Annotated in this window: 11 protein-coding genes; 8 read left to right on the forward strand and 3 right to left on the reverse strand. The window is 51.2% G+C overall.

Annotated elements, in window-relative coordinates:
• Positions 1-385: 385 nt before the first annotated feature.
• The 3 genes from A6U95_RS23195 to A6U95_RS23205 all read right to left on the reverse strand — a co-directional run bounded on the left by A6U95_RS23195 (position 386) and on the right by A6U95_RS23205 (position 3,301).
• A complete protein-coding gene (locus tag A6U95_RS23195) occupies positions 386-2,113 on the reverse strand; it encodes an ABC-F family ATP-binding cassette domain-containing protein (RefSeq protein ID WP_065686197.1) in 1,728 nt (575 codons plus the stop codon).
• A gap of 384 nt (positions 2,114-2,497) precedes the next feature.
• Positions 2,498-2,728, reverse strand: a complete 231-nt coding sequence (locus tag A6U95_RS23200; protein ID WP_065686198.1) for a helix-turn-helix transcriptional regulator — start codon at positions 2,726-2,728, stop codon at positions 2,498-2,500.
• Between the two features lie 12 nt (positions 2,729-2,740).
• Positions 2,741-3,301: a DUF2975 domain-containing protein gene (locus A6U95_RS23205; RefSeq protein ID WP_065686199.1), complete on the reverse strand. Its 561-nt coding sequence runs from the start codon at positions 3,299-3,301 to the stop codon at positions 2,741-2,743.
• A gap of 348 nt (positions 3,302-3,649) precedes the next feature.
• Between A6U95_RS23205 and A6U95_RS23210 the strand changes: the two genes are divergently transcribed.
• From A6U95_RS23210 to A6U95_RS30425, 8 genes are all read left to right on the forward strand, one after another.
• Positions 3,650-6,076 carry a DUF3772 domain-containing protein gene (locus tag A6U95_RS23210; protein ID WP_065686200.1) on the forward strand — a complete coding sequence of 809 codons (2,427 nt, stop codon included), beginning with the start codon at positions 3,650-3,652 and terminating at the stop codon, positions 6,074-6,076.
• Between the two features lie 13 nt (positions 6,077-6,089).
• Positions 6,090-6,695 (forward strand): class I SAM-dependent methyltransferase, encoded by a 606-nt coding sequence (locus A6U95_RS23215; protein ID WP_065686226.1) that lies wholly within the window; start codon positions 6,090-6,092, stop codon positions 6,693-6,695.
• 46 nt (positions 6,696-6,741) lie between these two features.
• Positions 6,742-7,257 (forward strand): hypothetical protein, encoded by a 516-nt coding sequence (locus tag A6U95_RS23220; protein WP_065686201.1) that lies wholly within the window; start codon positions 6,742-6,744, stop codon positions 7,255-7,257.
• Positions 7,258-7,316: 59 nt separating this feature from the next.
• Positions 7,317-8,501: a voltage-gated potassium channel protein gene (gene kch, locus A6U95_RS23225; RefSeq protein WP_065686227.1), complete on the forward strand. Its 1,185-nt coding sequence runs from the start codon at positions 7,317-7,319 to the stop codon at positions 8,499-8,501.
• A 653-nt stretch (positions 8,502-9,154) separates the two neighbouring features.
• Positions 9,155-9,679 (forward strand): fimbrial protein, encoded by a 525-nt coding sequence (locus A6U95_RS23230; RefSeq protein WP_065686202.1) that lies wholly within the window; start codon positions 9,155-9,157, stop codon positions 9,677-9,679.
• Positions 9,680-9,867: 188 nt separating this feature from the next.
• A complete protein-coding gene (locus A6U95_RS23235) occupies positions 9,868-12,423 on the forward strand; it encodes a fimbria/pilus outer membrane usher protein (RefSeq protein WP_065686203.1) in 2,556 nt (851 codons plus the stop codon).
• A gap of 138 nt (positions 12,424-12,561) precedes the next feature.
• Positions 12,562-13,299, forward strand: coding sequence for a fimbria/pilus periplasmic chaperone (locus A6U95_RS23240; RefSeq protein WP_065686204.1), 738 nt, complete (start codon positions 12,562-12,564; stop codon positions 13,297-13,299).
• 67 nt (positions 13,300-13,366) lie between these two features.
• Positions 13,367-14,482 (forward strand): fimbrial protein, encoded by a 1,116-nt coding sequence (locus A6U95_RS30425; protein ID WP_158006236.1) that lies wholly within the window; start codon positions 13,367-13,369, stop codon positions 14,480-14,482.
• The last annotated feature ends 222 nt before the right edge of the window (positions 14,483-14,704 follow it).

Consider the following 14,704-nt stretch of genomic DNA (forward strand, 5'->3'; position numbering starts at 1 on the left):
TGTTGCGGTGTTACACAATGGGCGCAGAGGGGGGGAAACTGACATTGATTAACAATCTATATGGATTTGTCGATAAAAAATAATTTCCTCACGATCTTAATTGCAATAAATAACGCATAGCAGCAAAATCAAGAATAATCTCAATATATTTATATGAGTTTATTCTTGGATAACAATGCGCTTTCTGAGTTTATTCCTAGTTAAAAGCGAGAAGGAAGGGAAACGTAACGATTTATCTGAATTTTTCCATCAAGATGTCGTTGATGATCAGCCTCATCGTGATTTGTTAACATTCCATGAGTCTGGATAAAAGACTCATGGATGGCGCGACCAGCAGATGACCAAACTCAATTTGGTTCATACGCCAGTCGCGCCCATAGTTGGGTTAAATCAACCCAAGCTTGCTATTAATCTCCGCGATCTCGCGCCGCCATTGCTGCTGCAACTGTGGCTTTTGATGCTTGAGTTTACGTGTTAAATCCTCCTCAAGTTTGTGCTCCAAAGCAACCAGCGTTGCCAGTAGGTGATCTTCATTGCTCGATATCGCAGGTTCAGCGACCGGTTCACGTTCAGGGGATGCCGCCAGCTCAGAATGACTGCCACCACTCAGTATGGTGTAGACGGGTAAAAGATCGTGCCATTCGGTCAGTTGACGATCGTTTATCAGCCAGTAGCGATTACAGCTTTGCTCCATCAGCGTCCGATCGTGGGTGACCAGCAGCACGGCTCCCGCAAACCGTTGCAACGTTGCGGCCAGCTCTTCTTTACCTTCCATATCCAGATGGTTGGTCGGTTCATCGAGCAGCAACAGTGAGTAGTTGGCCAGAGTAAGCGCAACAAACAGTAACCGCGAACGCTCGCCACCGCTCAGCGTAGACACTTTCTGTTGATGGCGCAGGTAAGGGAAACCGGCACCGATCAGCGCCATTTTCCGTTGGTCTTCGGTCAGGGGGGCGAAGTGGCTCAGAGCATCGCTTAACGAATCTTCATCGTTGAGCTGTTGCAGACTCTGGTCGTAATAACCAATACGCATGCGAGGGTGAAAAACCGCCCCTTGGCAGCTTGTTTGCTGGTACTGCTGCCAAAGGAAGTGCAGCAATGAAGACTTACCACAGCCGTTACGGCCTACTAGCGCGATGCGATCGCCACTTTTTACCTGGAGATGATCCAGACTGAACAGCACCGGCGCGTTAGGAGCAGGGCGAATGGCTAATTGCTCCAACGCCAGCAGTCGATCGGCAGGCAGCGCTTCACCACTGAGCCGGAGCCGCCACTGGTTGCCTGAGCTCAAGGTGGTTTGCTGGTCCTTTAATCGAACCACCTGTTTTTCCATCTGCTTGGCTTTACGCGAGAGATCTTCGTTGTCATAGACCTGGCCCCAGACAGCCAGGCGTTTGGCACTTTTCTCTACGCGGTCAATTTCCTTTTGTTCAGCCTGATGGCGGTGCTCATCGGCCAAGTCCTGCTCTTGGAGGGCGAGGCGCGCCTGCGAACAGGGCAAACGGAAATACTGAAGCGTTTTGTCACGCAGGATCCAGGTACAGTTGGTTACGCAGTCCAGTAACCGACCGTCGTGGGAAACCAGCACGAAGCTACCGTTCCAGCCATTGAGGAATTGCTCCAGCCACAGCAGCGTCGGCAGATCCAGATGGTTGCTGGGTTCATCCAGCAGCAGCAAATCAGGTTGGCGGATCAGCGCTCGGGCTAACAACAACCGGGTATGCTGGCCACCGCTCAGGGTGCCAGCCTTCAGATCCCATGCTACCCGGTCGAATCCCAGTTCTGCGAGTAACACTTCACCTTGCCAACGTTCAGGCTGATGTTGTCCCTCTGCCAGGCCAGTGAGCACTGCTTCCAACAGGGTGCAGTGATACAAGGTTTCGGGCAGGTGTTGTTCCACCCGAGCCATCAGGCATTGGTGTGATGGGGTGACAGTACCCGTGCTGGCAGGCAGATCGCCACTGAGAATTTTAAGCAGGGTGCTTTTGCCACAGCCGTTATGGCCAATTAAACCGATGCGGTCGCCTTTTTTGAGGCTAAAGGAAACCTCAGCCAACAGCGGGCCGAAAGCGTTATCAATACCAACAGATTGTGCAGAAAGTAATGTCGTCATGATGCTTACTCAAGGTTACAGGCATGCAAATGCCTATCGTCAAAAAATTGCCGACGATAACCCGGTAAGCCGGAGGGAAGAACTTTGATGTGAGTAAACTTCGCTCAAGCTTAGGTTATCGGAGCACGATACCGGTAATGCTTGAGCAGCGACGATCACCAAGGTGAGGTGAGAATTTGAACCATTCACACGACAGCATAGGGGACCTCCTTTTCATAGTTTTTGGTTGATAGGTGAACGGATTATAAAGGGGATTTGCGGTTTCTGCTACTGGCTGGCAACAGAAGGCGTAACAGGAAGGTAACCTCCCTGTTACGTTTGAGGCTGCTGACAACTCTCTACCGGCATGCTACGCCCGTTTACTTTGTCATCTATCTGAGCCGATCAGTCATCTTCTGCGTAGATTTCTGGGTCCTGAATATGTTCCAGCACGTCCCCAGGCTGGCAATCAAGATAGCGGCAGATAGCATCCAGCGTAGCAAAACGTATCCCTTTCACCTTGCCTTGCTTTAACAGCGAGAGGTTTTGTTCGGTGATGCCAGCCGCGGCGGCCAGGTCTTTGGATTTGACTTTGCGTGTAGCTAACAACACGTCTAGCCGGACGATGATCGACATAATAGGCTAACCTCACACGAACTGTTGATTTTCAAAATGCAACTTGCTGGCCTGTTTCAGGATTTGTGCAATGACGGCAATACAGGCCGCGAGAAACAGGGCAACAATATTCCCTGTATCGATACCTAATGTCACCATTCGTTGGCCAACGGGCTCATGCATGGTTATCCAATAACTGAGAATAGGCTGGCACAATAACTCTAAAATCGTCCAAATGGCGACATATTGGCCCATTTTTCCCAAATGGTGCGCCGCAGTGCCTGAAAAATAGGCGCGTTGAGCATAGGTTTGGAACAACTTACGTAAATGATACAACCCTAGTGCCAGTGCCAGCAGCGGTACGCTCGACAAGATAATGCCACCAGCAATTTGCCACCATGGGAAGCGGTATAAATCAACATCCAGGGCGCTGATTAAATCGTTTGAGATGGAAACATGAAATCCGTAGCCATCGTTGGCGGCGACGCTTGGGAATAACCAATAGGACGCATTAAACAACAACATGGCGAGTAACAAGCACAATGTGACGGTGGCCATACGTTGGCTGAAGCGGGTAAGGCGATCTAATGTCATAAAAACCTCAAGTTGCTGAGTGGAAGTCGCCGTGACTTCACTCTTAAAATTATCGCAAAACAATAATAAATTATCGAAGTGCGATCATTTAATGATTTCTTTGTTCGCAAATCAATCAGGTGGCGATTTGTTTTTGAGCAGTAAACGGTCATGAAGAGGGCACTGTGGAGGGTTAAATACGGGCTAGTGAGGCGTTAACTAAAATTTCTACTAACCTTCTAGGATTAATGCGCTTTTTCACTGAATAGCTTGTTATTATACTCACCGCTTATTGTTGATCAGGCGCAGTGATATTCATCGTTTCGCCTGTTGCGATTATCGCCAACCCCATGCTGAGCATTCACCGTTATGATCAAGTCATTACAGATTTTCCTGTTCACCTTTTTGTTGTTCGGCTTACCGCTGGCGCCGTTAGCCAATGCAGCACAGCAGGGTGCTGCTGCGGTTGAACTCAGCCCGCAGGAAATAGCGGCTTCGCTTAAAAATTATCAAAAACAGCTGGATACGATTAAACAGCAGGTCTCAAAGGCGAGCTCTGATGGTCAGTTGAACAAGCTGTTTGAAGCCACGCAGGTCTTAGCTACGGACGCAGAAAAGCTGACCACCGATCTGCAACCCATGCAGGTGAAGTTACAGGCACAGTTAGATGTGCTTGGCCCGCAGCCCGAACCTGGGGTAATGACCGAAACCGCCAGTGTGGTGCAACAACGCAATACGCTCAATAATGCCAAAAAACAGTTGGACGATGCCGTAAAACGCTCACAAGCCATCAGAACGGGGGCGCTCGACTTAGGGCAACAAATTACCGATCTGCGCCGTGTGGCCTTCAAATCCCAGTTGGCGTTGAATACCGGCAGTATTCTTAGTTCGCAATTCTGGTTACCAGAGTCGACTTCACAGGTTGAGGATTTAGCTCGTCTTAACGACTTTAAGCAGCAACTGGAGCAAACCCTGGATGCCAGTTGGCAGGAGGAATGGCGCTACGGGACGATAGCGTTACTGATCCTGGCTGCGGCTTGCTGGTCTCTAGGGCGCTATTTCGTGGAGCAGTTTTTTGCCTGGGTGTGTATCCGCTATTTACCCGATGGCCGCTTGCGCCGCAGTTTTATGGCATTAATGACGGTGCTAATCACGTTGTTTGCCACCACGCTGGCGCTAAATCTGCTTATTTCTGCGTTTGCTCGTGTTCAGCCGCTGACGTCTCAAGTCCAGGATTTCGCCGATGGATTTATGCAGTTGGGGATTTTCTGCGCGCTGATCGCTGGATTAGGCAGGGCGTACCTTTCGCTGAGCCGTCCATCATGGCGTCTGGCGCAGATGGATGATGCCATTGCCAGCGGCATGCGTTTCCTGTCGCCGTTATTGGCCGGATTGGCTATGGCTTTTGGCACCGTGGAACTGGTTAATAACGTGATTGGTGCCAGTCTTGGCAGCACGGTGCTAGGTAATGGTCTGGCTACTGCATTGATGGCATTGATCTTGTTGGCAATACCGGTTCGGGCACGCCGTATCCGCTATAAGCTAGAGCAGCAGGGGATGCATCTGGAAAAACGCTCGGTGATTGCCGGGATAATCCATATCGTTGTTGTGGTATCGGCAACCGTGATCCTGTTATCACTGTTGATTGGCTATGTGGCTTTCGCTCGCTTCCTGACCTATCAGTTGATTTGGGGGGCACTGGTACTGATGGCGTTCTATTTCCTGGTGATCTTTGCTACCGATTTTTGTACGGTCATTTTTTCCCCCCAAACTGCCAGCGGGCGGGCGCTGAAAAAATCGCTCCACTTTAAAGATCGCCATCTTGAGCAACTGACCGTCATCTTCACGGCGTTGTCCAAATGTTCTTTGATATTGTTGATGATTGTTGCCCTGATTAATGGCTCCTTTGGCACCACCACGCCAAACTCCTTACTGCAAAAGATTGTTGCCATCCTGAGCGGTGAAGGTCTGAAGCGGCTGAATATCGTTCCAAGCAACCTGCTCAATGCGGTGGTTTGTCTGGCGATCGGTATCTATGTGCTGCGGGTCACGCAACGTTGGTTGAGCCATGAGCTGCTGCCAAAAACCATCAGTGATATTGGTATCCGTGCCTCGCTTGTTACCTTGTTCAGCAACGTCGGCTATGTGCTGCTGATACTGATCACGCTGGCGACGTTGGGTATCCAGTGGAATAACCTGGCTTGGATCGTGAGTGCGCTATCGGTAGGTATCGGTTTTGGCCTGCAGGAAATCGTGAAGAACTTTATCTCTGGGCTGATCCTGTTAACGGAGCGCCCGGTTAAAGTTGGGGATATGATCGGTATCGGCGGGGTTGAAGGGGATGTACGGCGAATCAATGTACGCGCCACCGAGATCCAGCTGAGCGATCGCTCGACCATGATTGTGCCTAACTCTCAGCTAATCTCGCAGAACGTGCGTAACGCCACCATGGGGAATGCCCAAGGGGTGGTCACCGTTGCGCTGACTTTCCCCACCGATATCGACCCAGAGCAGGTACGCAACGTGTTGCTGAGTGCCTACCATGAACACGAATCCATTCTGGAAACGCCAGCCCCATACGTTCGCTTCAGCCAGCTTGGCCCAGACGGGATTATCCTCAGCGTAACCGGTTACGTTGCCAGCCCACGCATGGTTGGCTCCACCAAGAGCGATCTGCTGTTCAATATTTTGAAGCTCCTGCGCGCCCATAATGTCAACCTGTCCAGCCCGAAAGAGGTGGTGTTTATGAAGCAACGGGCAAAAAGTCTGGTTGATGAAGAAGAACATTCATCTTGATGAGGTCACGCTGATGAGTCACTCAATGGCCGATAATATCATCGGGATTTATCAACGGCATGCTGAGGCGTTTGAGCAGAAGCGGTCAACCACGCTGTTTGAGCAACCCTGGTTGGAGCGGTTCCAAAGCCTGTTACCCGACAACGGGCGGATCCTGGATATTGGCTGCGGCAACGGCATGCCGATCGCCGACTATTTTATCCGCCAGGGTTTTCAGGTGACCGGTGTGGACAGTTCGCCGCCGATGATCGACCGTTGCCTGCGACGCTTCCCGGAGCAGCGCTGGGCAGTGGCCGATATGAGACGTTTGGCGCTACCGGATAAATTTGATGGGTTAATAGCCTGGGACAGTTTTTTCCATCTGACGCGAGAAGATCAGAGCCAGATGTTTAACATTTTCCGGCGACATGCCCAGAGCAAGGCTGCATTAATGTTTACCAGCGGCACCCGCAATGGCGAAGCTATCGGCACGTTCGAAGGCGAGGCCCTTTATCATGCCAGCCTGGCCCCCGAAGAATATCGGCAGTTATTGCAGGAACAGGGGTTTAACGTGATCAAAATGGTAGCAGAAGATCCGGACTGTGGTGGGCGTACCGTCTGGCTGACGCAACGCCGCTAGCGCGATTGGTTGAGATTGGGGATGGATTATCGAAAGGAGAACGTAGATGGTTGAATTTGTTTATGCCGTTGTGACTAAAACGCCCGTGTGGGTTTATGTGCTTTTCATCTTCCTGCTTATGCGAGGGATTAAGGCTCGAAAGCCCGCCACCGTTTCCCTCGAAAAATTGGCGATCGTCCCGGCCATTTTTCTGCTTTGGGATATTTATGATCTGGTTGCTCATCATCAACTCACTGTGTCCTCCCTATTAATGTGGTGCTCTGGGCTGGTTATCGGCGCGTTTATTGGCTATAGGTTGGTCAACCCGGCGCAAATCACCGTGGCCAGCGAAGTGCGCTCCATCAACCGGCCTGCTGATTATTCGGTTTTACCTCTGATGATGGTCGCATTTGTTATCAAGTATATTCTGGGTGTCATTGGCTCCGTATCGCCTGAGACATTGCAGCAACCCAGTGGCCACACTGTGGCGATCGTTTCTGGCGGGCTGTTTGCCGGCCTATTCGTCGGAAAGTTTATTCACTATTTAAGGTGCTACTTTTTGGTCACCTATCGGGCAAGTTAAGCCACAGTCCACTATAAATATGTCATCGGCCAAGTCATGGTGTTGAAATGATGAAAGTTATGAAAATCGTGAGAACAATAGAAAAATACGTACCGCCAACATTTATCCTGGCGTTGATGGTTGCGCATATTGGGTACTTGATACTCAGCCCGATCCTGTGGCACGGGTTGCAACATTCTCATGATTTTGTGGAAAATTTCAGCTCCTGGCAACAGGCTCTGGGATTTCTCGACACTATGGATATTCCTCGCTTTATGATTGGCATTGTGCTGCTCTTTATGGCGGGGATGTTGCTGTTAAAAACGCGTATTGCCTGGTTTTTCTCGTTACTGTTGCTCAGTTGCATCGTTATCGTAGATATCGCTATCTATAGGCAAATCACGGTGTTGGCAGGGTATTCACTGATCACCCTATTAGGGATGCTCATCTACTGGCGACGTTTTGACCAACGTAAGCTGGCGAGTACCAGTTTCTTTGCTGTCACCAGCATAGCCTCATTGATTGTCTACAGTATGTTAGGAACGCTGTATATTGGCGATCAATTCACCCCCGCAGTCACCGACCTGCCTACGGCGTTTTATTTTGCCGTGGTCTGCATGTCTACCGTCGGTTTTGGCGATATCATTCCGCATACCACTGCTGCGCGAATGTTCACACTCACGGTGATTATTTTTGGCATCACGGTTTTTGCCGCTTCTCTGGCATCGGTTGCTGGTGTGCTAATCAGTCAGAATCTTCAACGTATTATCAAAGGGCGGTTCTCTCACATGACTCGCAAAAATCATTACATTATTGTTGGTACCTCTTCATTGGCACTCAATGTCTATCAGGGATTGATTGAAAGCGGTGGTAACGTGACCATTGTTTGTGAGCCAGGTAATAAGCAACACTACCCCGATCATGCGGATGTGGTTGAAGGCGATCCTTCCGCCGTTGCGACTCTGGCATTAGCGGGGGCCGAAAAGGCGAAATATATTGTTGCCTTGACCGAAAGCGATGCGGTGAACGCTTTCATCATATTGGCGGCCAAAGAGGTGGGTGGGGCAGACACCAAAACTATCACCCTAGTCAATGAAAGCCAGAATATGAACAAGATCAAACGCGTCAAACCCGATGCCGTACTCTCACTGCAGCTGTTAGGCAGTGAATTGCTGGTGCGATCGCTCAATGGTGAGGTGGTTAATCACGATCTCAATATTGATGCGTTTTTCAGCAACGGGGAGGGTGATATCAAGAGCAAATAACCGAGTGACAAATCGCCTCCTGCACCTGACCGTCAAGCTTTGTACCTTGGACAAGGATTGGTGTGAGGGGCGATGGGTTACCTCGGTTGGCAAATAGTGGCGTCAGCCTATGGGGGACGGGGAGGAGAACACCTAAATTGCCATTTCGGATTTATTCGTTGCACCGAAGATGAAAAATAGAGAATAATCCTATCTCTCTCATTCTCTGTAGTAAAAAATAGAAATCCAAGTAAGCTGCATTACAATAAGGCATTCCTTAAATTGAGTTATTATTTTATTAAAAAAGTTAACTCAGCTTAATTTTCTCTATAAAAATATACTTCTACAATCATTGGATTTACTTATTTCATAATAAAACCCATTTCAATAATCCTCTTTGCCTTCCATTTATCCGTTGTTTATCTTTTTGTTGTTAGGGTTTTCCTGAGTCACTTTAATCGCAACATATCGCCTACAAATACCATGAAGACTGTAATTAAGGATATCCTTATATTCCTTTATTCAGCCATGCATAGTATGCTTTTCAACATAAGACGCCAGGGCTTTTCCGCAATAACAATGGTTCTTATCAATTGAAACTAATCTAAATGAGAAAGACACAGCAAATGATTTGCTGTGTTTATTTAACTGTAGTGAAAACAAGGAATATAAACATGAAAGCAATCTCCATCAAAACTACCCTGGCCTCCCTGATCCTGGCCGGTCTGTCCAGCAACGCCTTTGCCTACGATGCTCAGATCAACATCACTGGTGAACTGACTGAAACTACCTGCGTGATCAACGGTAGCACAGGCCCGGCAGTCCAGAACATCACTCTGCCAACTCTGTCCAAGTCTTCATTGACCGGTGCAGCCTCCTGGGCTGGCCGCGTGCCTGTCACTTTCACGTTTACCGATTGTGATGCGTCCACCGCAACAGCCACCTTTGAAAACGGCACCAACATCAGCGCTGATGGCAACATGAAAAACCTGGCTACCGACACCCCGGCAACCAACGTCGAGGTTCAGTTGTTGAATGCTGCGGGTACCGTGCTCAACCTGACGTCAGACACCGTGGCCACCCCAATCGCGAACGAAACCGGGGCCCTGAAGTTCTTTGCCCAGTATTACTCTAAAGATGGTGCAGCTACTGCCGGTAAGGTGGTCTCACACGTTGAATTCTCAATGAATTACAACTAATTCCCCTGGGGGATACCGGAGGTGTTGGTATCCCCTCTTTTTTTAAGGGCATCCGTAATAGAGTGCCCTTAAAAAAATGGAATTTGGTCATTGCTGGTTATCCCTTGACCTCACCAATCTTTGGAGAAATAGTCATGCTTGCTGGTTTTCTACACGTAGTGACACCTCGTCAGACAAGGCGAATTTTTATGACCAGCCTGTTGGCGATGGTAGTAAGTTCAACGGTCCATGCTGCAAACCAGAATTCTCCAGAGCTGGCAGAATTCGACCCCGGCTTTTTCCGTGGGCTAAGCGGCCAGGCGGCCGATCTCTCTCGCTTCAGCAAAGGCAACACGTTGACTCCCGGCCACTATCGCTTTGATGTGTACGTCAATGAATTGTGGGTGGGTCGCCAGGAAATCACAGTTACCCTAACCGTCCCAGAAGCGGGGATGGGTTATTGCTTTACCCCAGAACAGGTACGGCAATGGGGGCTGGATGCCAGCAGACTCCCTGAGGCGGCGCTGGCCCAACAGGCGTTGAAGAGCGAGAAGTGTTTCGACGCCGAGAAATTTATTCCCGGCTTCAAGTTAAATGCCAATACCGGTGAACTGATGCTGGAGATCACCGTGCCCCAGGCGTTTATCGGTTCACGTCGTGGCGTGGTGGCATCTGAACTCTGGGATCATGGCGTCACCGCCGGTTTTGTCGGCTATAACCTGAATACATTCCGTACCGACAACCGGGATACAGGCAATACCACGCAATATTTTGGTGGTTTTAACAGCGGGGTGAATCTGGGGGCCTGGCGGCTGCGTCATAACAGCAGCTATACCCGCACAGGCGGCAACGACGGTTCCAGTCACTATCAATCCATCAGTACCTATGCCCAGCGCTCTATCGCACCGCTGAAGGCACAACTGACGGTGGGGCAATATTTCACGCCGGGTGATCAGTTTGACAGCGTGCCGTTCACCGGCGTGCAGTTGACCAGCGACACCCGCATGAACCCCGATACCGAGAACGGCTTTGCGCCAGTGATCCGTGGGATCGCCAACTCCAACGCCAAGGTTACCATTCGCCAGGGCAACAACGTGATCCACGAGACCAGCGTGCCACCCGGCCCGTTTGCCATCGACGATCTCCACAGCACTGGCTACTCCGGCGATCTGCAGGTGACCATCACCGAAGCCGACGGCCAGACCCGCATCTTTACCGTGGCCTATGCGGCGGTGCCGCAGATGTTAAGGCCGGGTGTTTCACGCTTCAACCTGTCCGCGGGGAAATACCGTGACAGCGCGCTCGACAGTGTCCCCAATTTGTTGCTGGGCACCTGGCAGCACGGGGTCTCTAATCTGGTGACGGTCTACACGGGCGGCATAGTGGCCGAGAAATACCAGTCGTTGCAGGGCGGACTGGCATTGAACACTGGCATCGGGGCGCTGGCGCTGGATCTTACGCAGTCCAGGGCTAGCGGCCTGAAGAGCAATGCCTTCGGGATCGATGAGCATATGCAGGGGCAGAGCTACCGGGCAACCTACAGCAAGCTGCTGCCCGAGACGCGCACCAACTTTACCTTGGCTGCCTACCGTTTTTCGAGTGAGGGCTACTTGAGTTTCGGCGATTTCGCCCGGGCGCGCAGCAGCCAGACTCCGACGTTTAATGAAGTGAGCAGTCTGCCCGGCCTGGTGGGCAGCGTTGTCGAGTCTGCCCGGCCACGTAACCGCTATCAACTGAACATTAACCAGCCATTGGCCGACGGGTACGGCAGCTTGTTCTTCAGCGGCTCGGCACAGAACTACTGGCATAGTGGCAGTGGCACCAGCACCACGTTCCAGGCCGGGTATGGTAACAGCTACCGTTGGGGGAGCTTCAACGTCGGTATTAGCCGGACCCTTGGCTCTGCGGGACAGTCTGATACTCAGTACCTGGCCAGCATCAGTATTCCGCTCGGCAGCCGAGCGCGGGCGCCAATGCTGACAACGTCGCTCAATTACAGCGACCGCAAGAACACCACCGCCCAAACCTCTTTGAGCGGTGCGGTAGGTGAAAATAACCAACTGAACTACAACGCGTTTGGCAGTAGCAACCGGGCTGACAGCCATAGCGCCAATTCACTGGGCGGCAACGTGCAATACAACTCACCGTATGCGGTGATGAGTGGCGGGGCCAGCAGTGGCAATAGCACCCGGCAGTTGAACCTGGGGTTGAGTGGCAGCGTGGTCGCACACCCGGGCGGTGTCAACTTCACACAATACCAGGGGGAAACCATGGCGGTGGTGCAGGCCAAAGGGGCAGAAGGGGCAGCCATCAGCAGCAACGTCGGTGCAGCGGTTCAGGGTAACGGTTTCGGGGTGGTCTCCGGGCTGATGCCATATCGCCAGAACGAAATCGCACTCGATCCGAAAGGGACATCACGGGATGTGGAGATCCAGGGCAGTACTCAACAGGTTGCTCCGAGCGCCGGAGCCATCACGATGCTGAAATACCAAACCGAGACCGGCATACCGGTGATGTTGCAGGCCAGCCGTACGGACGGCAAACCGATCCCGTTGGGTTCAGAAGTGCTGGATGACAAGGGAAACTATCTGGCGATGGTGGGCCAGGGCGATCTGATCTTCGTGCGCGGTTTGGCACCTGAGGGGCAACTGGTGGTGAAATGGGGGCCAGAAGTAACTCAGCACTGTTCGCTGCAGTACCGTTTACCTGCTGGCTTGGCCAACATGCAGGACTATCCAAAAGTCCCAGCAAAGTGCGTACTGTAATCACTATCCCAGCTCGGTGACAACCGGGCTGAATAATCAACGAGAACCGCGGTTTAAAGACCCAGCATAGTTGCTTATCTGACACTATGATTATGTAAACACGCGGGCATCTCACATTCTTTTAGGACGATACCAATCATGAATAGATCGTGGATTATAGCTCTTCTTTTTGCGGTACTGTGCAGCTGGATGTTTCAGGCGCAGGCCAACGTGGTCATTTCTGGTACCCGGCTGATTTACCCGGCTAAAGATCGGGAAATCACGGTAAAAACCACCAATATGGGCAAAGAACCTTCGATGGTTCAGGTGTGGATCGATCGTGGCGATCCCAATAGCCGAGCCGATACCGCCAATGCACCTTTCCTGGTGACACCACCGCTGGTGCGTATTGACCCCAACAAGGGGCAGGCATTCCGCGTGGTGTTTACCGGCGCAGAACTGCCAAAAGATCGGGAGTCTATATTCTGGTTCAACCTGCTCGACGTGCCACCGTTGCCAAAAGATGCCGATGCTAACGTGATGCAGGTGGCTTATCGTTCGCGAATCAAACTGTTTTACCGCCCTGAAGGGCTGGCAGGCAACCCAGTTAAGGCCGCTGAATCTCTCACCTGGGCACGGGGGACGTCCGGTAAAAACGGTGTAGAACTACAGGTACGCAACAACAGCCCGTTCTATGTCTCTTTGTCCACTGTCACCCTGAAAAGTGGTAATGCGGTGTTGAAAGATGCCGAAGGGAAAACCCTGGCACCGTTCAGTACACAAAATATCACGCTGAAAGGGTCAGGTACGTTACCGGCAGGGCAAGCCAACGTGACGTACAGCTGGGTCAACGACTACGGTGCAGCCGTTACGCAAACCACGCCACTGACGCTCTGACAAGCTGGCTTCAGCGGGATGTCCTTCCCAATTGACCGATCTGATGCGTCTAAGACAGAGTTCGAATATGAATATCGACTTTCAGAAGATGATAAATAACATGAAAACAAAGCAGATATCGCGCGCCAGGCTGTTCGCACTATCCCTGTGTGGCGTGGCTTTGACGTTGCTGGGCACGTCTCAGGCCTATGCTGATAGTGAGAGTGGTCGGCGGATATGCAATCCGTCACCAGCGATTTCCTTAACGTTCCCTCCGTTGGTCTTTGACGGTGGGGCGGATGGCCCTACCATTGGCCAACCGATCAATAGCGGCTGGGGAACTTCTCTGGTCAGCCCCAATTACTTTTCTGGTGACGATTGCCTGATCAGTATCGGCGTTTCGTTACCGACAGCGCAGGGAACAAGACCTACTGGCCAAACCTATACGGAGGGAGGAGTTACCTATCCAGTTTATCGTACCAACATAGCAAATATCGGGCTTATTTTAGGGATAAAAGCGACGTCGGCGGCTAATTATGTACCAATAGTATTTCCCGCCACCTACTTCTATCCTGTCCCTACTCCGTCACAGAACATGGGGATTTCCGTCCAGGCCAAACTGATCGTGATCGGGCGCCTGACCAGCGGTGTTTATCCCATTGAAGCGCAGAGCCTGTTTTCGGTCTATGCCAATGGCCAGGGCGATAAAGCGGCAGATGGTGGCGAATTGATACTCAACGCCAGCACGGTAACCATTAAGGCCAGTACCTGTCAGATGGTGGGTGGAACTTCCCAGAGTGTTCCGCTGCTGCCGGTCGGCAAAACACAGTTCTCCGGCGAGGGCTCTTCGGCAGGTGCTCCGGCTGATTTCAAGCTGACGACATTGTGCGGCAGCGGCGTCAAGCTCTATGCCACCATGACGGATGGCTCCGATCCGGGCAATACCGGCAATATTCTCAAACCTGCGGAAGGCACCACTGCGTCAGGCGTGAGCGTTCAGATTCTTCGTGATGGCTTGCCCATTTCGTTTGGCCCCGATTCTTCGGCGTCGGGGAATACCAACCAGTGGTACATCGGCACAGCCAATAGCGGGGGGAGTGAAGTCTTCACTATCCCCCTGAAGGCCAGATACGTGCAGACAGAAGCGAACATGGTGGCAGGCGCGGTGAAGGCCAGGACCACAGTGACTTTCTCCTACCAGTAACAGCATCGTTGCGATTAAAAAACCGGTGAATCTGCCGGTTTTTTTATTGGATGAAGAAAAATTCACCCTGGCCATTTTTTTGAAGCGTTTTTTCTCTCAACGTCGGTAGAAAATAAAAGTAATAATCCAGTCATCAATAAGGTTTTCCTTATATCAATTTTTTGCATTTAAATAAATAGACTTTTATTGGCATCTTGTTAATCCTGTCTCTTATACACATCT

Source organism: Serratia sp. 14-2641 (assembly GCF_001692375.1).
GTDB classification, from domain to species: domain Bacteria; phylum Pseudomonadota; class Gammaproteobacteria; order Enterobacterales; family Enterobacteriaceae; genus Chania; species Chania fonticola_C.